The organism is Methylomonas sp. MED-D (assembly GCF_050276835.1).
Taxonomy (GTDB): Bacteria; Pseudomonadota; Gammaproteobacteria; order Methylococcales; family Methylomonadaceae; genus Methylomonas; species Methylomonas koyamae_A.
In genome coordinates, this window is the sequence record NZ_CP189965.1 from 24,787 (window position 1) to 44,321 (window position 19,535).

Below are 19,535 nucleotides of genomic sequence, written 5' to 3' on the forward strand. Positions count from 1 at the left end.
CGTACGCCAACGGTTAAGTCATTGTCCGTTTCAGTTCTAGTGCGTCCTTCAAAGATCGCTTACGCTAAATCGGATTATTTTCCGCGTCCCGATGGCGAGTTATTGATGTGGCATGATCGATTTATCTTGAATCTTGCCAGTTTGAAAACGCAGCTGGGCTTATCCGATGAGGATATTGCCGGCTGCGGTAGCGATAATAAGGAACTGCACGGTAAAGTGGCCGCCGCCAATATTGCCGCGGCTGCCTCTCATCATGCCACCGCCGAGAAACAAGCGTATCGCAATCAATTGGAGGATAAGGTAAGAGCTTTGGCTCGGCGTATCAAATCTCATCCCAGTTACACGGATGCGCTCGGCAATCTGCTGGGTATCGTCGGCGCGGAAATCAGTACGGATTTATCGGATGCCAAACCGATTTTGAAGGCGGTCGATCAGACCGGCGGTATTGTGGTGTTGAGTTTTCAAAAGTCCAAAAGCGACGGCATCAATATTTATTCGCAACGCGACAACGATAGCGAGTTTTTGTTTTTAGCGCGCGATACGCTAACCCGCTATGTCGATAACCGTCCGCTGTTGATTGCCGGCAAGCCGGAGTTACGGCGTTATACGGCGGTTTATGTGGTCAAGGATGTTGAAGTCGGCCAATTCAGCGACGAGTTGGTCGTCAGTTGCGCGCCTTAATCGGATAACCCAAGTCTTACCGAGCGGCCTGATCGGCAAAGCCTTGGCGTACCGGGCACGCATTGGGCAGCGCTCACCGTCTATCGCGAAGACGGGCGGCTGGACTTCGACAACAATGCCGTCGAACGCGCCATTCGCCCCTTCCGGATTGGCCGCGACAATTGGATTTTCGCCGATACCGTTAACGGCGCCAAGGCCAGCGCCAAAAGGACTGCGCAAGGCTCGAACGCTTGCGGACATCGAACGACGAATGCCATGGGCCGCCGAATCCTACTATAACTAACTGAACTAAGTGGGGTAGACCTCACTGCGGCCGCGCCCGCTTTGCGCTGAGTAGCGCTCGACTTGCCAGGTAAAGCAATAGTCCGAGCGGGCCAAACAGGAACGTGGTGGGCAGGGCGATAACAAGCGGAAGGCGGGAATTGCCTTCGGACGAGGCGTCGTCGACCAACCACCTGCCGACGAGAAGGTCGAAGGCGAGAAAGTGCGTCCAAGCGCCGAGCATCTTGCCAGGGGCGGCGAACAGAATCTGCACGGCCTCAAGCGACTGAAATCCTCCGCCGGGCGTTGAGCCCCAGTACCGAGCGAGAAACGCGACATAAGCCGTGCAGAGCAGGAGTGGTGCTACTCGACCGCTGACGAACAAGATGTTCTCGCGAGCTCGGCCGGCCCGTAGTGGAGCCGCGAACGCAAGGCCCAACCAGGCCGCCATGGCGGCAATGCTTACGATGGAGAAGGCGCTTTCGGGCAAGGTGATGTCCCTTATTTGGCCGCATGCGCGGCGGGTTTGTGTGAGGTCTAAAGCTAACCGGGCGCGGCACGGAAAACTGAAAAATAAAGCCGTTGTAAAACCGAGCTCCGATCGAGCGCCATGTTATGCATTGGGGCCTTTGCCGAGCACACGTGTCAGACGATCAATATTCTGCTCGTTTGCGGAGCCAACCCTTTGCTTGACGGCTTGAGCTGTTTCGGCGTCTTCGAATACTTGTTCCCAAGTCAAGTGCGTACCTTCGCTGACAGGAATGAGTTGCACGGTAAGCTTGAAGTTTGGAGGGCAATCATGATGGATCACGATTTTGGTATCAGGTACAAGTTCCTCGAAGAAACTGTCATTGGGATAGTTGTTCCCATCAGGGCCGTGCATGATGAACTTCCAGCGACCACCTTCAGTGAACTCAAAAATTTCAAAGGTGTTGGAAAAACCTTCAGGCCCCCACCATAAAGCCAACAAATCAGCCGACGCAAAAGCGCGGTATATTTCCTTGGGCGTGTATGGCAAGTTTCTGGAAGTGCGCATTGTTCTATCTTCACTCATAACCATGACTCCGAGGTAAGTTGGGTTATTACTGCATAACGTCTTAATTCACCGGCCTACTCAACTTTTCGCGCAAGCGGGCATGTGAGTGGTTCTTCGATTGCGGTTGGTTTTTATTTTGAAACAACATGCGGGTTAGTATTGAGTTTCAAGCAACGCTGATGGCGCCAGGAATGAAGCGTATTAACCGGGCGCAATATCTAACTTTTTTTGTTTGACCTGGCGCTAGAGTAAAACGAACGGAATTTTTACCACATTCGCGCAAAATCCATGGATAGGATGCAGCGACTTCGTAATCTCCGGGAGGTAAATCATAGACATATTTCCCCCAAGGTTTGCGTTCTATATTTCCGTTGATCGTAATCGTAGCAGCGAGTGCTTTATAGAAGAACGCAAAAGGGTTGTGCGTAACTGTTACCTCAATACTACTTTTTGCATTTGAAGCGGCTGTGGTCATAAATATTCCTGGCCTAACGCTTAAATTAAGGTGTGCCGTGAGGCGTCCCGCTTGAATGAGGGGTTGGACGGCGATTTCACTTTTGCAACGGGCTACTGGGATTAGCTTGTGTTCGCACAATTCAAACCAACATTCCTCCGATTATGCTATCGCTAATAGTATCTACGCGGGCTTATTTGATGCTTTGAATCTTAGCATTCCAAATGCTGCGGCAATGCCACTGGCAAATAGTGCTAAAGCACTTGGTAGTGGCACTGGTGACGCCTCGACGTGAAAGCTATAGTAACCTCCTGACCAGTCATGCGATAGATACCCGTCGATTATAAGATGTGTGCCATCAAATGTGCCCACAAGACTTTCAGGAACGCCCCAATGCAAAGTTGTATTTGAGCACATATATCCCATTGCGGTTTCAAGAGCGCAAAAATTCCACTCAAAACCGGATATTTCTGTGCCAAACATGTTAAAAGGACCGATGCTATATATAGGACTGAAACCAGATACTTCAGGTGGAAGATCTAATGTTGGAAAATTTATACTAATGTTACGTAAAGTTAAAGGCTCATAACTTGGAGTACCGTCATACTTAGTATCGATATAGTAATCAGTTTGTAAGACCCGAACTAATCCACCAAAATTAGCATTAATTAGCTCTCTAGGCTCATCCCAATATGATGGGTTGTAAGTAAGTATACTTGATGACTCATTAATAATAAGGATGGTCGTTGTATCTGTTGCTGTATTTGCCCCTGCCGCCAGCAAGGGAAATGACATAAGCGTTGCAGTTGATAATAGTTTTTTAATCATAAGTTTTCTACTTTCCTATGTATTGTATTTATAAGGTACCAAAATATTAATGTGTAGGAACTTGTCGGTCCCTTACCTTTGTTAGGCTTCTTGGACTTACTCGCGACATTATCCGCTTTGAGAAGTGCCTCGCACTCACCAGACGATGGAACCGTGCGATCCGCATTAATGTTATGCCAGCCACCACGGTTCGGATCTGGGTAACCACATACCGTAAAGCGCACCGGATGATTCATCAGTCCTTTACGCTTTTGAACGGCATTCGTGCGCTCTTCATCCTCGATGATATCTACGATGGCTGATCGACCGAGAAATGGGCGTGACATAGTAGCTCCGGAAAATTTGAGGTGCCTAACGTAGAGCTAACCGGGCGCGACACAGAAAGCTGAGGAATAAAGCCGCATTATAACCGCGCTCCGATTGAGCGCCATGTTGGACGAAGCCGCTAACGCGGAGAATATCCCGATTGGCAGGTAGTTCATAAAATGTAACCTCACGCCCTCTTTAAGAGTGGACATTCCACGACGAATCATGAGGTTACTCGTCAATGACACCATCACCCGAATCCGATTTCAAGCCAAACTATCAAAGCCATCTTAAACACCTCAAGCTCAAAGGGTTGCAGCCCAAGACGATAGAGAGGCCTAACCGCCATCACGATCACTGCGGTCTGTTTTTTGAAAGCAACGTCATAAACAGACCGCAACCGCCCAAAACACCGAAAAGCTATTTTCTTATATTAAAGTGACCTACCGAACCCAGGGCTTGTCCGACAATCGGTTCAGATGGTGGCTTCGCGCGTTGCGCTCGCACCATCTAACCTTATTCGCGTTAGGCATTTTTCTTCTTGGGCTTGGGTTGGGGGAGCTCATTTGCCGTAACCTGAATTAACTGGCTTAGCCAGTCTCTGTCTTCCCACAAGTCTGCGGTAACTAAAAGGTGGGGTTTTGCTCCGGGATAAGGAGAGCCTTCAATTACCTGTGAAATAAACCCTCGGCCAGTACTCGTGGGTTTTAGAAACAGCTGATCGTCGCAGACTAGTGCGACGGGTTTCCCCGCCAAATACAAACAGTACTCCCCAAACATCTTTTTTGCGGATACTTGGCCTAGACTCGAGAGTTGGTCTAGGAGAAAGTCCATGGTTGTTTGAGAGGTCGTCATGCGGTTTATGCCTAACGCCAAGCTCACCCGACGAAAACCGCGTAGCGGTTTTTGGTCGGGTGGAGCGACATGTTAGGCATTTGCTGCATATTCTTCTGCCGAATAACCGAACAATGAAGATGACAATGATATTTTAGAGAGTTCTAATTCAGGCTCAGCATTAAGCGCCTTGTTTAGTGCATCAATTTCGGCTGAATTGGAAACAAGCATTTCTACGACCCTTTTACTGAATATCTCTGTGTATCCGTTTTCGAAAACTCCTAAAGCAAAGCCAAGGGCAGTTGTAAACACATGGCTGTCTGACACTTTGACCTTCTCGCCTGTATCCAAAAGATCGAATTCAGATGGGAACCGCTTCACTCCCATCTTCTTTAGCAAGCCCCAGCCAAATGCCATTGGAACCAAATCTGCTCGTAATCCGGCTGCTACTCTTGACAAGCCTTCTTCTGTTAGTCGATCAACGGCATTGTCACGATCACCGTTTGCAAGAAGATATGCCCGAATCGTCAAGTAGACCTGCCTTTCAGCTTCTGTATGATCCATCTTTTATGCCTAACGCCGAGCTAAGGGGCGTGCCGCTCACGGACGCTAAACGAAGCCCCAAAGCTTGATAAATTACAAAACTTTAAAACCGTCATGAGGCGGCACATCCCTTTGAGCGCCATGTTATGCATTTAATCTTTCCCAAACTTCTTTCTCCGTAGGTGCAGTTGCTTTGTTTTTAAGCTGAACTCTTCCGCCACTAGAAACTGCCGTTGCCCACGAAACTACATTTTTTACTGGTTTTTGCTGCCAGCCGTTTTCTAAAAGCCAAGACTGAAGACTAGATACATCTATTTCAATGTCATTTTGATGAAGTGCTCGAAGAGTTACTTTAATTCGATCCTCATCGTTGGGGTGTAATGCTGTCTTATTGCAGGTGGTAGATAAAGAGGTAAACGCTTTTTCGAGAATTTCGTTCATTTGTATTCCTTACTATGTGCATAACGTAATGTATACGACATTGCTTGTCCTATAATCCAGGGCATTATGTCGTATAATCCTTTTTTCATGATAGCAAGTTATTGTTTGTGAAAGAATTCGCTCGGGCAAACGGGACATGTTATGGAAACAAATACGACATCGGCACCGCCAAAAAAACGACTGGATCAGGTACGCGATAAAATTCGTTTCAAGCACTACAGTCTGAGTACCGAGGATACCTATGTCTACTGGATTAAGCAATTTATTTTATTAACGCCAAGCGTCATTCGACGGAGATGGGTGCGGCCGAAGTCGAACGGTTCTTGACCTATCTGGCAACCCAGCGGCATGTCTCCAGCTCCACGCAAAATCAGGCTTTGTCGGCCATTCTGTTTTTGTATCGCGACATGCTAGCGGTGCAATTGCCTTGGTTGGACGGCTTCGAGCGCTCGAAAAAGCCGCGCAGATTGCCGGTGGTGTTGACGACGGCCGAAGTGCAGCAACTGCTCAAACACGCGGAATCAGCGTCGCCGCCCATAGGCCTCCTCATCCGCTTGCTTTACGGCACCGGCATGCGATTGATGGAAGCGGTTCGTTTGCGGATCAAGGATGTGGAGTTATCCCGCAAGGAGATTGTGGTTCGCGACGGCAAGGGCGGCAAAGACCGCGTAACGATGTTGCCGGATAGTTTGTTGGAGCTGATGCGGACACAACTGGCGCTGCGCAAGTCTTGGCACGATGAGGATTTGCGCTTGGGGAAAGTCGATGTCTGGTTGCCCGACGCGCTGGCGGTCAAATATCTCAACGCGGCAAGGGAATGGGGCTGGCAATAGGTGTTTGCAGCGGCAAATTATTCCGTCGATCCGCGTTCCAAAGGCGAACGCCGCCACCATGTCTATGAAAAACAGGTGCAGCGCTATGTCAAAAAAGCGGCCGCGGCGGCGGGCGTCGTCAAGCCGACTTCGCCGCATACTCTGCGCCATTCTTTCGCGACCCATATATTGCAAGCCGGCTACGATATTCGTACCGTGCAGGAGTTGCTCGGCCACAGCGATGTCTCCACAACCGTAACTATTCAGCGCGAAGTAAAAACGCCCTCTCCCGACGGAGCGGGGGGGTGAATACCTTGATGTCAGCTATGCCGTTCGCTGAGCGGAGTCGAAGCGAAATCGCTGGCTTCGGCTCCGCTCAGCCAGCGGCTTACATTGACTGTAACCGCTTAACTTGACGCCATTGGTAACCACCTTCCCCCCAAACGGCCTCTGAATAGTTACCCACGACCATGATATACACCCATGTACTGAACAAAGGCGGTAAAGGCGTGACCAGTCCGCTGGATTTAATTAAATAAGCACCAAACCGAGCAACAAGCCAGCAGAAATTCATCGGCGCCAGGTCTTGCAAAACCCGCGTAATCCGACAGGCGTTTCTCCGCATGATAGTAACCGATGGCGCTAGCACCGCTGCTGAAACACGACTAGCTTAACCCACCTGATTTTCGCCGTCCTCGCATACCTTGTCATAAACCTCGCGCAAGCTGAGTTGGCAGTCGATGCTTTCAAGGGGCACGTTCGCGTCCAATCCCAGCGATTCGCTCAATATCCAGACTTCGCCTTGGCGCAGATAGCGCTCGATGCCGGGCTGATCCTGGATAACCAGCAGATATTCGCGCAAACTGGCGATTTTTCGATAATCGGCAAACTTTGCACCGCGGTCGTAGGCCTCGGTGGACGGTGATAACACTTCGATCAGCAGCGTGGGATTGAGCAAGGTATCCAACTGGGTGTCTTCGAACTCCGGTTTGCCGCAAACCACGGCGACATCCGGGTAATGATAGCTGCGGGCCTTGGCGGCCTTGACCCGCATGTCGTTGACGTAGGCTTCGCAGGGGCGGTTTTTCAGTTGTCTTCGTAACTCTCCAGCGATATTGATGGTTATCAAATTATGCTCGCGGCTGGCACCGGTCATGGCATGGATTTGCCCGTCGTGGAATTCGCTTTTAATCGCGGCGCTGCGTTCCAGGCTTAAGTATTCTTCGGCGGTGTAGTGAGTTTGTTTAACCACGGCGGACATGAATCACCTCGGCAAATCATCGCAATTAAGGGAGCAGACCAAATGACGGTGCTGCAAATGGCGGGAAGCTCGATAGGCGTTCAATTCTACGGAAAAACTAAAATAGCAGGCAACTTCCTGCTTTCCTTTTTACAGGGGGTTCTTGTAATGCCGCGCCCCAAATGCTCTCGGCACAAACCACCTCGGCCTGAGATAATAAGCGCTTCGTTGTTTCGCTGTATTCGCCGTCCGTGTCCCCCAAACTCAATCCGCAACAACTCGCCGCCGTCAAAACCATCGATCATCCGCTGCTGGTGTTGGCCGGTGCCGGCAGCGGCAAGACGCGGGTGATTACCGAGAAAATCGCCTATCTGGTGCAGCAGGGCATGCAGGCCCGGCATATCGCGGCGGTGACCTTCACCAACAAGGCGGCGCGGGAGATGAAGAGCCGGGTGTCTAAACTGTTGGACGACAAGCAAAGCCGGGGCCTCAGAGTCTCGACCTTCCACTCGTTGGGTTTGGACATACTGCGCGCCGAGTACAAGACGCTGGAGTACAAATCCAGTATCAGTCTGTTCGACGAGCAAGACCGGCTGAGCTTGTTGAAAAATCTAGTCAGCCACGGCATCAAGGATTGCGAAGAGGATCAGATCGATGAATACAACTGGCAGATCGGCCAATGGAAGAACGCCTTCGTTACGCCCAAGCAGGCCTTGCATTTACCGGACGCGGCGCTCCACGCGCCGGCCAGGCTTTACGAGGCCTACACCCGCAGCCTGAAAGCCTACAACGCGGTGGATTTCGACGACCTGATTCTGTTACCGGTGTTGCTGTTTCAACAGCATGCGGCGGTGCTGGAAAAATGGCAGAACCGGATTCGTTATTTGCTGGTGGACGAGTACCAGGACACTAACATCACTCAGTACCAGTTGGTCAAACTGTTGGCCGGCAACCTGGGTCGCTTTACCGTGGTCGGCGACGACGACCAGTCGATTTACGCCTGGCGCGGGGCGCAACCTGAGAACTTAAGCCAGCTGCAGAAGGATTACGGTCGCTTGCAGGTCATCAAGCTGGAGCAAAACTACCGCTCGGCCGGGCGAATCTTGAAAGTCGCCAACCACCTGATCGCCAACAATCCGCATACCTTCGAAAAGAAATTATGGAGCGAGCTGGGTTTCGGCGACCCGCTGCGAGTGCTGAGCCATAAAAACGACATTGCCGAGGCCAAGCAGATCGTCGCCGAAATCGTCCACCACCGCTTCAAGACCGGCGGCTCGTACGGCGATTACGCGATTCTGTATCGCGGTAATCATCAGTCGCGGTTGTTCGAGAAGGAATTACGCGAGAACAACGTGCCCTACTTCATCAGCGGTAGCGCCTCGTTTTTTTCTCACGCCGAGATCAAGGACGTGTTGGCCTATCTGCGCTTGTTGGTCAATCCCGGTGACGACGCGGCATTTTTGCGGGTGATCAACACCCCACGCCGCGAGATCGGCCCGACCACGCTGGAAAAACTCGGCGCTTACGCCAACGAACGGCATATCAGTCTGTTCGACGCCTGCGGCGAGTTCGGCTTGCAACAGCGCATCTCGGAAAAATCGACGCAACGTTTGCACAAGTTTTGCGAGCTGATTACCGACACTGCCCGCGAGGTCGAAACCGGCGACACCTTCAAGACCATCCACCGTCTGATCGACCAGATTCATTACCAATCCTGGTTGCAGGAAAACAGCAAAACGCCGGCGGCGGCCGAACGGCGCATGAAAAACGTGCTGGAACTGGTCGAATGGCTGGAGCGCATCGCCGTAAAAGACGGAGCTAACGGCGACGGGGATGCCGGAGCTAGCGCGACGCATGCGGCGGGCGCCGGGAAGTCGCTGGCCGAAGTCATCGCCAAGGTGATGTTGCTGGACATCCTAGACCGCAACCAGGAAGAGCAGGCCGGCGATCAAGTCAGTCTGATGACGCTGCACGCCGCCAAGGGTCTGGAGTTTCCGCATGTGTTCATGATCGGCATGGAAGAAAACCTGCTGCCGCATCAAAACAGCATCGAGACCGACAACATCGAGGAAGAACGCCGGCTGGCCTACGTGGGTATCACCCGCGCCCAACGGACCTTAACCTTCAGTTATTGCACCCATCGCAAGCGCTACGGCGAAATGGCCGAATGCGAACCCAGCCGGTTTTTGGCGGAATTGCCGGAAGAGGATTTGGAGTGGGCCAACAAGAAACAGTTGGCACCGGAAGAAAGCAAACAGCGCGGCAAGGCCAATTTGGCCAATTTGAAGGCGATGCTGAGTTGATTTGCATTGTATTTACAGTAATTTCGCAGTAGTCTTTTGTGTCGACGGTTTCACTTTTAGGAGCATTGACATGCCACGCTTTACGATAGATCTTTCCGCCGAGATCGACCAAAAACTCACCGAAATTTCGCGCAAGGAAGGCATCAGCAAAGCCGAAGCCATGCGCCGGGCTTTCGCGTTGCTGGCTGTTGCCGAGCAGGAGAAATCCAAGGGCAATTCATTGGGTATCGTGCGCGAAAATGCCGACAGTCATGAATTGCAAGCCATCGGCAGAATTGTGGGGGTCTGATGGCTGAAAAGCCGCAATCCCGGGACGTTGATATCAACGATGCTTTTCGGAGCGATAGCCAAGTCGGACTCGACGAGAGCGATAGGCTAAAATTGGCCCGCCAGGTGTTAATGGGCATGGCGGCGATTTGTATTGGGGTATTCGTTGGATACGCCAGTTATCCCGACAACAAAGCGTTGGCGGATATTTTTGAGCTGATAAAGATCGGTGCTTTGCCGTTAATTACGTTAATCGTGTCGTTCTATTTTCCGAATAGTGCGAAGTAGCTCGATGAAAGCCGGGGCAATCCAGTTTACCCCGGCTTTTTTCAATTTATTGCAGTACTACGAAAAACGCTTCTCCGCCGCGTTGCAGATTGACCAGCAGCGGGGCATTCGGATTAACCACCTGTTTTATTTCATCGAGATTGCGCACCCGGTAGCGGTTGGCGGTGACAATGATGTCGCCGGGGCGTAAGCCGGTTTTCCAGGCCTTGGAGTTTTGCTCGACCTTCTCGATCAACACGCCTTCGACCTGATCCTTGGGCGTCACGCCCAGCGCCGCGCCGCTCAGCGTGGGGTGCAGTTTGTCGCCGGCCAATTGCGGACGCTTGGGTTTGCCTATCGTGGCTTGCAGATTCATCCGCTCTTCGCCGCGCACGACGTCCAGATTGGCGGTATCGCCGATTTGCAGCAAGCCGACGGCATTGCGGATTTGGGCACTGCCGCCCTTGACGTCCTGACCGTTGATGCCGACGATGATGTCGCCGGGTTCCAGGCCGGCTTTCTCGGCCGGCGAACCGGCTTCGACCCGGCTGACCACGGCGCCGTGCTGGCTTTTCAACGAAAAGGCCTTGATCAGATCCGGCGTCAAATCCTGAGTGGTCACGCCGAGCAGGCCGCGGCGGACTTCGCCATGCTGGACCAACGACTCCATTAAACGCATCGCCATGTTGGACGGGATCGCAAAACCGATACCGACGTTACCGCCGCTGGGCGCCAGAATCGCGGTGTTCATGCCGACGAATTCGCCGCGCAGATTGACTAGCGCGCCACCGGAGTTGCCGGGGTTGATCGAGGCGTCGGTTTGAATGAAATCTTCGTAACCTTCGATACCCAAATTGGAGCGGCCCAAGGCGCTGACGATGCCGGAGGTCACGGTTTGGCCGAGGCCGAACGGGTTGCCGATCGCCACGACGAAGTCGCCGACCTTGAGTTGGCCGGAGTCGGCGACTTTCAACGCGGTCAGATTGTCGGCCGGAATTTGAATAACCGCCACGTCGGCTTCCGGATCGGCGCCGAGCAGTTTGGCGTTCAATTGCCGGCCGTCCGCCAAGGTCACGGTGATCTTGTCGGCTTTGTCGATGACGTGGTTATTGGTCAGCACGTAACCTTGATCCTTATCGACGATGACGCCGGAACCGAGACTGTTTTTTTGTTGCTGGCGCGGATTGTTAGGTATGTTGAAGAAGCGCCGAAACACCGGATCGTTCATCAACGGATTTTCCTGCATCCGCACATTGGTGGAGGTGGAAATGTTCACCACGGCGGGCATGCTTTGTTCCAGCATCGGCGCCAACGACGGCAGCGGACTGCCATCCACTTGGCCAGGCAGCGCGGCCATGCCCCCGGTGCTTTGGAGACCTATCGCTATAATCAGTAACAATCGGGTAATCTTCATCATGGTTTCGGGTTTTAGGCGGTTAAAAATGCCAGCATGGACAAGCTGGATGACGAAATGTTTCTACAAGCCTATAAGTAATAATGTTCTATCATAATTCAAGTGCATCCGACGCAATCCCACCACTTTTTATCCGCAACTGACCCGTGGCTGTCGATATCCATTCCGCCGAAGGCCGGGTCATCCGGCAACTGATACCGCTGTCGACGCTGCCGTTCAACAAGTTCGAGGAGTTGTGCGGGCTGGTCGAGATCGAACAGGCCGAAGTGGGCGATTATTTGTTTCGCTACGGCGAGGATCGTAACGATCTGATTTATTTGATCGACGGCAGCGTCACACTGCAGACTGACGAGTTGACGATAGAAACCATCAAGGCCGGCGGCACGTCGGCCCGCTTCGCGCTAGCGCACCAGATCCCACGAAAAGTCAATGCGCTCGCGGATAGCAGGATTCGATTTTTACGCTTGAGTGCTGATATGATCAGGGCCGCGCAAGAGCCGCCGTACGAAGAAACCGAGAGTTATATGATAGTTGACGATGTCGAGGAAAACGACGATTGGATGACGACGTTGTTGAAGTCCCCGGTATTTCGCGCGTTGCCTCCCGCCAATTTGCAAAAAATTTTGATGGGTTTGCAGGAGGTCCGCTTCAATCCCGGCGACGTCATTGTCAGGCAAGGCGATGTCGGCGACTATTACTACATCGTCAAGAAAGGCCAATGTCTGGTCAGCCGCAAGCCGGCGCCCAACGCCAAGGACATTAAATTGGCGCAGTTGGGCAATCAGGATACCTTCGGCGAGGATGCGCTGATTTCCGGCGAGCCTCGTAACGTTTCGATCACCGCGCTGACCGAGGTGTCGTTGTTGCGCCTGGCCAAGGAAGCCTTCATCACGCTGATCAAGACGCCCACGTTGAAGTACGTCGATTATTACGAGATGCAGGATCTGGTGGCCAAGGGCGCCGATTTGATCGACGTGCGCGAGCCGGACGAATATCGCCGAGGTCATTTGCCGCTCAGTATCAACGTGCCGTTTTACTCGTTGCGGATGCAGATCAAGACCTTGAATCGTCAACACCCCATCGTGGTGGTTTGCCAAAGCGGCCGCATGAGCGCCACCGCCGCGTTCATCCTGCTCCGGCACAAATTCAACGCTTTGATCCTGAACGGCGGTTTAGACCAGATCGATCCCGGTCAATTGAAAACGGCCTCGTCGTTTCCGATCGACGACGGCGTCGAAACCAGCAACTTCATCGACACCACCGGTAGCGAACCGCAACCGGTCAGCAGTTTGCCGGCGACGACCCAGGCATCGTTCGCCGAATCGTCGTCGCTGCAAGACGATACGGTCCGCATGCGCCGCTTGTTGCAGCAACTGAAGACCAAATACAATATTTTGGATGCCGAGAAAAAGGCTTTGGAGATGAAGTATCTGGCACTCGCCAAATACACTGAAGCGTTGAAGGCCGAACTGGCCGAATTGAAAAAACCGCGCTAGCCGGGCCGGCGATGCGATGGCATCCGGCCCAATCCAGCGGACGGAAAGCCTTTATTTGATTTTGGCTTCTTTGTACATCACATGCTTGCGAACGACGGGATCGTATTTTTTGATCTCCATTTTTTCGGGCATGGTTTTTTTGTTTTTGGTGGTGGTATAGAAATGGCCGGTGCCTTCGCTGGATACCAATTTGATTTTGTCGCGCATGGTCAGTCTCCTTAAACTTTTTCGCCGCGTTTGCGGATGTCGGCCAACACTGAGTCTATGCCGTTTTTATCGATGATGCGCATGCCTTTCGGCGACACTCTCAAGCGGACCCAACGGTTTTCGCTCTCGACCCAAAATCTGTGGTAATGCAGATTGGGCAGAAAACGTCTTTTGGTGTGGTTCATTGCGTGCGACACGTTATTGCCGCTCAGCGGGTTTTTACCTGTTACTTGGCATACTCTGGACATGACTACCTCAGTGCGAGCTTTTAATTCAAAATAGCCGCGCTTTATATCAAAAAAACTTAAGCCGGTAAACCACAGCCCGGAAAATAAATTTGATAGAATCGGACTTATTTTCTCCGGTTTTCCCCGCGAAAGGACAGCAATGGCTATCAAACTCGGCATGGTCATGGACCCCATAGACCAAATCAACATCAAGAAAGACACCAGTTTCGCCATGCTGTTGGAGGCCCAGGCGCGAGGCTGGGAATTGCATTATCTGGAGCTCGCCGATCTTTACCTCAGCAACGGCCATGCTTATGCCCGCAGCCGGCTGCTGAGGGTGGAGCGCAATCCGAACGGATGGTTTGAGTTTACCGGCGAACAACGCATTGAATTGGCCGATCTCGATGCGATTATCATGCGCAAGGACCCGCCGTTCAATCAGGAATACATCTACGCGACCTACATGTTGGAACAGGCCGAGCGTCAGGGCGTTTACGTGGTCAATAAGCCGCAATCGCTACGCGACGCCAACGAAAAAATGTACACGGCCTGGTTCCCGCAATGCTGCACCGACACCTTGGTGGCTCGCGAACGGCAACGCATCCGCGAATTCCTGGCGGAGCACCGCGAAATCATTCTGAAGCCGCTGGACGGCATGGGCGGCGCGTCGATTTTCTACGTCCGCGAAGGCGATCCCAACCTGAGCGTGATTCTGGAAACGATGACCGACCACGGCAGCCGCTTCATCATGGCGCAAAAATACCTGCCGGAGGTCAGGGACGGCGACAAACGCATCTTGATGGTCAACGGCGAGCCGGTGCCTTATTGCTTGGCCCGCATCCCGGCCAGCGGCGAAAGCCGGGGCAATCTGGCGGCCGGCGGCCGCGGCGAAGGACGCGAATTGAGCGCCAGGGATCGCTGGATCGCCGAGCAAGTCGGCCCGGTGTTGCGCGAAAAAGGTCTGATTTTTGTCGGTCTGGACGTGATCGGCGACTATCTGACCGAAGTCAACGTTACCAGCCCGACCTGCGTTCAGGAATTGGACAAGCAATTCGGCATCAACATCAGCGCCCAGTTGATGGACCATATCGCCGCCAAGGTATCCGCCTAAAATGTCCGCACCGCCATTGACGCCAACGCCGTTATCGCAAAGCGACACGCTGCTCACCGCGCTATTCGTCGCGGCGATCATTCATGTCGCGGTCCTGCTCGGCGTCAATTTCACCGCGCCGCATCCGCCCAAGGCCGACAAATCGATCGAAATCACGGTCTCGCACGCGCCGGCCAAGCAGGCGCCCAAGGAAGCCAAATACTTGGCCGCCGATCACCAGATCGGCGCAGGCCGCGAAACCCGCAAGCCGGCGACGATTCCGCAAACTCTACCGAGAGCGGAACAAACCGAAAGTCAGCCGCGGCCTAAAGCCGCGCCCGTGCCGTCGGCACCGTCTCCCAAACCCGTCGTGCAAAAAGTCCTGACCCAGGCGCAAGCGCCGGTCAAGGTCGAATCGCGCCCCGAGCAGCCGGTCGAACCGGAACAGGTGGCCGAGCCGCTCGAAGACAAACCGAAATTGTCGGCCGAAGCCTTGCAACAGCAGATCGCCCAACTTGGCGAACGTATCCGGGCCAGCCAGCTCAGCGCCGAAAACACCAAGATCAAGTCCGTCAACGCCATCAGCACGCATAAATATTTGGCGGCGCAATACGTCAAGGATTGGGAGGACAAGGTTGAGCGTACCGGCAATCTGAATTATCCTGAGGCTGCGCGTAAAGCCGGCTCCCAGCAAATGCTGACCATGGATGTCGGCATCAACGCCGACGGCAGTATTTACAGCATGCGCATCGTCCGGTCTTCCGGCAACCCGGCCTTGGACGATGCCGCCAAGCGGATTGTCAAGATGAGCGCGCCGTTTGCCGAATTGCCCGAGGAATTGATGCGCGAAGTGAACGTTTTGGTAATAACCAGAGTCTGGAAATTTTCAGACGAAACCGGGATGACCGCCCGCTAGCCCAACAGTATTCCCATGACAGACGCGACTTATCTGAATAACCAATTTCTGATCGCCATGCCCAGTTTGGCCGATCCGCACTTTTTTCATACCGTGACCTACCTATGCCAGCATAACGACGAAGGCGCGCTGGGTATCGTCATCAATCGACCGACCGGTATGAAATTGCGCGACATCTTCGAACAAATGGGCATCGATTGCGACCTGAACGACGTGCTGGAAACGCCGGTCTTCGCCGGCGGACCGGTGCAGCAGGAACGCGGCTTCGTCATCCACGGTTTTTGCGAACAGCACTGGGATTCCAGCATTCCGACCGCTGAAAACATTACGTTAACCAGCTCGCGCGACATCCTCGAAGCCATTGCCAAGGGCAAGGGGCCTAGGGATTATCTGATCGCTCTCGGTTACGCCGGCTGGGGTAGCGGCCAACTGGAAAAAGAGATCGTCGAAAACGCTTGGCTGAATACCCCGTCCGGCGAAACGATCCTGTATCACACGCCGATCAGCCAGCGCTGGAATGCCGCCGCCAGCCAACTTGGCATCGACATCAATCGCCTGACCACGCCGGCCGGCCATGGTTAACCGCGACCCCTTGGCCGCCAAACTGAGTAGCGACACGTATCTGGGTTTCGATTTCGGCAACAAGAAAATCGGCGTCTCGGTCGGCCATGCCGACACCGGCATCGCCAGTCCGCTGGCCACGTTGCGCTCGATTCAGCAAGTGCCGGACTGGCAAGCCATCGGCAAATTGATTGTCGAATGGCAACCGGTCGGCCTGGTGGTCGGCATTTCCCGGCAACAAGACGGCAGCGACAACGTCATCACCCCCCGTATGCGGAAATTTTGCCGGCAATTGCACGGCCGCTACCAACTGCCGGTGCATCAGATCGACGAAACCCTGACCACGTTCGCCGCCAAGCAAATGCTGTACGACGATCTGCATGTCAGCGCTGCTAAACTATGGGCCGTGCAGGACCAATTGGCCGCTCAAATCATTCTGCAGAGCTGGTTCGACCGCTAGTCGAGGCCGCTTCGGCCCGGTTTTTTCTTCGCTGGTTTTTCCTATAATAATTACAATCCAACCGCCAACCGCCATGTCAACCGCTACTTTAAACATTGATGTATTACTCGACGCGCTGGAGTTGGCGATACGCCAGCAAATCGCCGAACGCAAGCTGCACAACCCGCTGCTGATCGGGATTCATAGCGGCGGCGCCTGGGTCGCCAATCACATGCATCGCCGCTTGGGCGGCAGCGAGCCGTTGGGCTTGTTGGACATCACCTTTTACCGAGACGATTTTTCGCAAATCGGCATGCATCCCAAGATCAAAACCAGCCAATTGCCGCCGCATCTGGAAGGCCGCGACATTATTTTGATCGACGACGTGTTCTATACCGGTCGCACCGCGCGGGCCGCGCTGAACGAAATTTTCGACTACGGCCGGCCCAACCAAGTGGTGTTGGCAGTGTTGATAGAACGCGACGGTCGGCAGATACCGCTGCAACCGGATTGCCGGGGCATCCGCATCGATTTGTCCGGCAATCAGCGCATCAAACTGACCGGCCCGGAACCCTTGGGCATCGAAATTCAAACCCCTAGCGGAGTACCTGCATGACCAAGCATTTGCAGCTCAACGAGCAGGGTAAGCTCAAGCATTTTCTATCCATTGAAGGTCTGAGCCGCGAACTGTTGACCGAGATCCTCGACACCGCCGAATCCTTCGCCGGCATGTCGGAGCATCAAGTCAAAAAAGTGCCGCTGCTACGCGGCAAAACCATCGTCAATCTGTTTTTCGAAAACAGTACTCGTACTCGCGCCACGTTCGAACTGGCCGCCGCCCGGCTGTCGGCCGACGTGATGAATATGAACATCGCCACTTCGTCAACGGCCAAGGGCGAAAGCCTGCTGGACACGATACATAACCTGGAAGCAATGCACGTCGACATGTTCGTGGTCCGTCACGCATTGAGCGGCGCCGCGCATTTCATCGCGCAGCATGTCGCGCCGCATATCAGCGTGATTAATGCCGGCGACGGTCAACATGCCCATCCGACCCAGGCGATGCTGGATATGTACACGATCCGCCAATATAAACAGCGTTTCGAGGGCCTGAAAGTCGCCATCGTCGGCGACATTCTGCATTCGCGGGTAGCCCGCTCGCAAATCGTCGCGCTGAATACCTTGGGTGTTGCCGAAGTCAGGGTCATCGCCCCAAAAACCTTGTTGCCGGCTCAGGTCGCCAGCATGGGCGTCGTCGCCGTACACGACATGGACGAAGGTTTGAGCGATGTCGATGTGGTCATCATGCTCAGATTGCAAAAAGAGCGGATGAATTCGGCCTTTTTGCCGAGCGAAAGCGAATTTTTTCGCTGCTTCGGTTTGACCGAGGCCAGGCTGCAACGCGCCAAGCCGGATGCCGTCGTGATGCATCCCGGCCCGATCAATCGCGGCGTGGAGATTGCCTCCAGCGTCGCCGACGGTCCCCAGTCGGTGATTCTGCAACAGGTTAGTAACGGTATTTCGGTGAGAATGGCGATTATGTCGATGACGATGTCCGGTCAGGGAGGAACGGCGTGAGCAAACTATTGATCAAGAACGGTCGGGTGATCGACCCGGCCAATCGAATCGACGCCCAAGCCGATCTGGCGATCGCCGACGGTAAAATCGTCGGTTTAGTCGGCGACGACTTCAGTGCGGATCAAATTATCGACGCCGCCAACCAAATCGTTTGTCCCGGCTTCGTCGATATGAGCGTGCGGCTGCGCGAGCCGGGCCAAACCCAAAAAGGCAATATCCTCGGCGAATCGCGCGCCGCGCTGGCCGCCGGCGTCACCTCGTTGTGCCTGCCGCCGGATACCCAACCGGTCATCGATACGCCGGCCGTCGTCGAATTCATCAAGGACAAGGCCGAAAAAGCCGAATACCCGCAAATCCACCCGGTCGCCGCCTTGACGCAACGCCTGGCGGGCAGCGAACTGAGCACGATGTTCGCACTGAAACAGGCCGGCTGCATCGCGGTCGGCAACGCCAGCGCGCCGCTCGCCAACCTGTTGATCCTGCGCCGGGCCATGGAATACGCCGGCAGTCACGGTCTGCTGTTGATGTATCGCGCCAACGAAGCCTCGCTGAGCGGCAAGGGGTGCGCCCATGAAGGCGCGGTTGCCAGCCGTTACGGTCTGCCGGGCATTCCGGAAGCGGCCGAGTCGATTGCGTTGGCCCAGTGCCTGGAACTCGCCGAGCTGACCGGTTGCCGCGTGCATATCAGTCAAGTCAGCTGCCGGCAATCCGTGATTAAAATTCAGCAGGCGAAAAAATACGGGCTGAACGTCACCGCCGACGTCGCGGTACACCAACTGCACCTAACCGAGAACGACATTACGCCGTTCGACAGCAATTACCACGTGATTCCGCCGCTACGCAACGATATCGACCGCCAATATCTGCGCGACGGTCTCGCCAACGGTACGCTAGACGCGATTTGTTCCGACCATCAGCCCCACGACCTGGACGCCAAACTCGGCGCGTTTCCGGAAACCGAGCCCGGCGTCGCCGCGTTGGAGACGCTGCTGCCGTTGACCTTGGCCTACGCCCGCCAACATGGCTTGAGTCTGGCGCGCGCCATCGCCAGTCTCACCGAGAAGCCGGCGGGTATATTGAGCCTGAACGCCGGCTCGCTGACGCCGGGGCGCCCCGCCGACGTTTGCGTGTTCGATCCCGAGTACCTTTGGCGGGTCGAACGTGGCCAATGGCTGAGCGCCGGTTGCAATACGCCCTATTGGGGACAAACCTTGACCGGCCGGGTCACGCACACCCTGCTCGGCGGTAGATTGGCGTATCGATTGCCACCCGGATGATGCTAGCTCGCCTCCGCTAACCCCATTTTGCGCCGCCACGCGGCATCTTTCAGGAAT

26 protein-coding genes and 2 pseudogenes are annotated in these 19,535 nt (G+C 54.1%); 16 read left to right on the forward strand and 12 right to left on the reverse strand.

Translation table 11 applies throughout. From position 1 onward, the window contains the following. Positions 1–105 precede the first annotated feature (105 nt). Positions 106–681: a hypothetical protein gene (locus ACQE3E_RS00110; RefSeq protein ID WP_313729423.1), complete on the forward strand. Its 576-nt coding sequence runs from the start codon at positions 106–108 to the stop codon at positions 679–681. A 69-nt stretch (positions 682–750) separates the two neighbouring features. Further along, positions 751–960 (forward strand): annotated as a pseudogene (locus ACQE3E_RS00115) (IS66 family transposase); the annotation flags it as partial. A 25-nt stretch (positions 961–985) separates the two neighbouring features. Here ACQE3E_RS00115 and ACQE3E_RS00120 read toward each other — a convergent pair. The 8 genes from ACQE3E_RS00120 to ACQE3E_RS00155 all read right to left on the reverse strand — a co-directional run bounded on the left by ACQE3E_RS00120 (position 986) and on the right by ACQE3E_RS00155 (position 5,384). After that, positions 986–1,432, reverse strand: coding sequence for an abscisic acid-deficient protein Aba4 family protein (locus ACQE3E_RS00120; protein ID WP_313729422.1), 447 nt, complete (start codon positions 1,430–1,432; stop codon positions 986–988). A 123-nt stretch (positions 1,433–1,555) separates the two neighbouring features. Next, positions 1,556–1,996 carry an SRPBCC domain-containing protein gene (locus ACQE3E_RS00125; RefSeq protein ID WP_313729421.1) on the reverse strand — a complete coding sequence of 147 codons (441 nt, stop codon included), beginning with the start codon at positions 1,994–1,996 and terminating at the stop codon, positions 1,556–1,558. Positions 1,997–2,144: 148 nt separating this feature from the next. Next, entirely contained in the window at positions 2,145–2,453 is a 309-nt protein-coding gene (locus ACQE3E_RS00130; protein WP_313729420.1) for a hypothetical protein, read from the reverse strand. Positions 2,454–2,615: 162 nt separating this feature from the next. Further along, positions 2,616–3,260, reverse strand: a complete 645-nt coding sequence (locus tag ACQE3E_RS00135) for a hypothetical protein (protein ID WP_157197712.1) — start codon at positions 3,258–3,260, stop codon at positions 2,616–2,618. Continuing rightward, entirely contained in the window at positions 3,257–3,586 is a 330-nt protein-coding gene (locus tag ACQE3E_RS00140) for a hypothetical protein (RefSeq protein ID WP_313729419.1), read from the reverse strand. Before ACQE3E_RS00140 ends, ACQE3E_RS00135 begins: the two co-directional genes overlap by 4 nt. A 505-nt stretch (positions 3,587–4,091) precedes the next feature. Next, positions 4,092–4,421 carry a TfoX/Sxy family protein gene (locus ACQE3E_RS00145; RefSeq protein ID WP_064024646.1) on the reverse strand — a complete coding sequence of 110 codons (330 nt, stop codon included), beginning with the start codon at positions 4,419–4,421 and terminating at the stop codon, positions 4,092–4,094. Positions 4,422–4,493: 72 nt separating this feature from the next. After that, entirely contained in the window at positions 4,494–4,964 is a 471-nt protein-coding gene (locus ACQE3E_RS00150; RefSeq protein ID WP_313729418.1) for a hypothetical protein, read from the reverse strand. Positions 4,965–5,087: 123 nt separating this feature from the next. Next, a complete protein-coding gene (locus tag ACQE3E_RS00155; RefSeq protein WP_313729417.1) occupies positions 5,088–5,384 on the reverse strand; it encodes a DUF1889 family protein in 297 nt (98 codons plus the stop codon). 141 nt (positions 5,385–5,525) lie between these two features. Here ACQE3E_RS00155 and ACQE3E_RS00160 point away from each other — a divergent pair. The 3 genes and pseudogenes from ACQE3E_RS00160 to ACQE3E_RS00170 all read left to right on the forward strand — a co-directional run. Then, positions 5,526–5,749, forward strand: a pseudogene (locus tag ACQE3E_RS00160) (phage integrase N-terminal SAM-like domain-containing protein); the annotation flags it as partial. A gap of 42 nt (positions 5,750–5,791) precedes the next feature. After that, a complete protein-coding gene (locus tag ACQE3E_RS00165) occupies positions 5,792–6,217 on the forward strand; it encodes a tyrosine-type recombinase/integrase (RefSeq protein WP_427501663.1) in 426 nt (141 codons plus the stop codon). Next, the gene (locus ACQE3E_RS00170; RefSeq protein WP_313729415.1) at positions 6,218–6,505 is read left to right on the forward strand and encodes a tyrosine-type recombinase/integrase; all 288 of its coding nucleotides are present in this window, start codon (positions 6,218–6,220) and stop codon (positions 6,503–6,505) included. Positions 6,506–6,866: 361 nt separating this feature from the next. Here the strand turns inward: ACQE3E_RS00170 and ACQE3E_RS00175 are convergent, their stop codons facing one another. Continuing rightward, positions 6,867–7,457: a Uma2 family endonuclease gene (locus tag ACQE3E_RS00175; protein ID WP_313729414.1), complete on the reverse strand. Its 591-nt coding sequence runs from the start codon at positions 7,455–7,457 to the stop codon at positions 6,867–6,869. 230 nt (positions 7,458–7,687) lie between these two features. Between ACQE3E_RS00175 and rep the strand changes: the two genes are divergently transcribed. The 3 genes from rep to ACQE3E_RS00190 all read left to right on the forward strand — a co-directional run bounded on the left by rep (position 7,688) and on the right by ACQE3E_RS00190 (position 10,294). Next, positions 7,688–9,739, forward strand: a complete 2,052-nt coding sequence (gene rep, locus ACQE3E_RS00180; protein ID WP_427501128.1) for a DNA helicase Rep — start codon at positions 7,688–7,690, stop codon at positions 9,737–9,739. 70 nt (positions 9,740–9,809) lie between these two features. After that, the gene (locus ACQE3E_RS00185) at positions 9,810–10,028 is read left to right on the forward strand and encodes a ribbon-helix-helix protein, CopG family (protein ID WP_064024659.1); all 219 of its coding nucleotides are present in this window, start codon (positions 9,810–9,812) and stop codon (positions 10,026–10,028) included. Then, entirely contained in the window at positions 10,028–10,294 is a 267-nt protein-coding gene (locus tag ACQE3E_RS00190; RefSeq protein ID WP_082885312.1) for a hypothetical protein, read from the forward strand. Before ACQE3E_RS00185 ends, ACQE3E_RS00190 begins: the two co-directional genes overlap by 1 nt. Before the next feature lie 46 nt (positions 10,295–10,340). Here ACQE3E_RS00190 and ACQE3E_RS00195 read toward each other — a convergent pair whose 3' ends face one another. Beyond that, positions 10,341–11,687: a DegQ family serine endoprotease gene (locus tag ACQE3E_RS00195; protein ID WP_064024691.1), complete on the reverse strand. Its 1,347-nt coding sequence runs from the start codon at positions 11,685–11,687 to the stop codon at positions 10,341–10,343. Between the two features lie 146 nt (positions 11,688–11,833). Between ACQE3E_RS00195 and ACQE3E_RS00200 the strand changes: the two genes are divergently transcribed. Next, on the forward strand, positions 11,834–13,183 hold the full coding sequence (locus tag ACQE3E_RS00200) for a cyclic nucleotide-binding domain-containing protein (protein ID WP_064024663.1): 1,350 nt from the start codon (positions 11,834–11,836) through the stop codon (positions 13,181–13,183). Positions 13,184–13,234: 51 nt separating this feature from the next. On the opposite strand, the gene rpmG is transcribed toward ACQE3E_RS00200, so the two are convergent. Together rpmG and rpmB are read right to left on the reverse strand one after the other, a co-directional pair. After that, positions 13,235–13,390, reverse strand: coding sequence for a 50S ribosomal protein L33 (gene rpmG / locus ACQE3E_RS00205; protein WP_064024665.1), 156 nt, complete (start codon positions 13,388–13,390; stop codon positions 13,235–13,237). An 11-nt stretch (positions 13,391–13,401) separates the two neighbouring features. Then, positions 13,402–13,638, reverse strand: coding sequence for a 50S ribosomal protein L28 (gene rpmB / locus ACQE3E_RS00210; RefSeq protein ID WP_064024667.1), 237 nt, complete (start codon positions 13,636–13,638; stop codon positions 13,402–13,404). A 139-nt stretch (positions 13,639–13,777) separates the two neighbouring features. Between rpmB and gshB the strand changes: the two genes are divergently transcribed. From gshB to ACQE3E_RS00245, 7 genes are all read left to right on the forward strand, one after another. Beyond that, the gene (gene gshB / locus ACQE3E_RS00215) at positions 13,778–14,728 is read left to right on the forward strand and encodes a glutathione synthase (protein WP_064024669.1); all 951 of its coding nucleotides are present in this window, start codon (positions 13,778–13,780) and stop codon (positions 14,726–14,728) included. A 1-nt stretch (position 14,729) separates the two neighbouring features. Next, positions 14,730–15,623 (forward strand): TonB family protein, encoded by an 894-nt coding sequence (locus ACQE3E_RS00220; protein WP_281021880.1) that lies wholly within the window; start codon positions 14,730–14,732, stop codon positions 15,621–15,623. A 15-nt stretch (positions 15,624–15,638) separates the two neighbouring features. Then, entirely contained in the window at positions 15,639–16,205 is a 567-nt protein-coding gene (locus ACQE3E_RS00225; protein ID WP_064024672.1) for a YqgE/AlgH family protein, read from the forward strand. Then, a complete protein-coding gene (gene ruvX, locus ACQE3E_RS00230) occupies positions 16,198–16,644 on the forward strand; it encodes a Holliday junction resolvase RuvX (protein ID WP_064024674.1) in 447 nt (148 codons plus the stop codon). Before ACQE3E_RS00225 ends, ruvX begins: the two co-directional genes overlap by 8 nt. A 73-nt stretch (positions 16,645–16,717) precedes the next feature. Beyond that, positions 16,718–17,239 carry a bifunctional pyr operon transcriptional regulator/uracil phosphoribosyltransferase PyrR gene (gene pyrR, locus ACQE3E_RS00235; protein WP_064024676.1) on the forward strand — a complete coding sequence of 174 codons (522 nt, stop codon included), beginning with the start codon at positions 16,718–16,720 and terminating at the stop codon, positions 17,237–17,239. Continuing rightward, entirely contained in the window at positions 17,236–18,201 is a 966-nt protein-coding gene (locus ACQE3E_RS00240) for an aspartate carbamoyltransferase catalytic subunit (protein ID WP_071158491.1), read from the forward strand. The genes pyrR and ACQE3E_RS00240 overlap by 4 nt, the downstream gene beginning before the upstream one ends. Next, positions 18,198–19,478, forward strand: coding sequence for a dihydroorotase (locus ACQE3E_RS00245; RefSeq protein WP_313729411.1), 1,281 nt, complete (start codon positions 18,198–18,200; stop codon positions 19,476–19,478). The genes ACQE3E_RS00240 and ACQE3E_RS00245 overlap by 4 nt, the downstream gene beginning before the upstream one ends. Positions 19,479–19,535 lie beyond the last annotated feature (57 nt).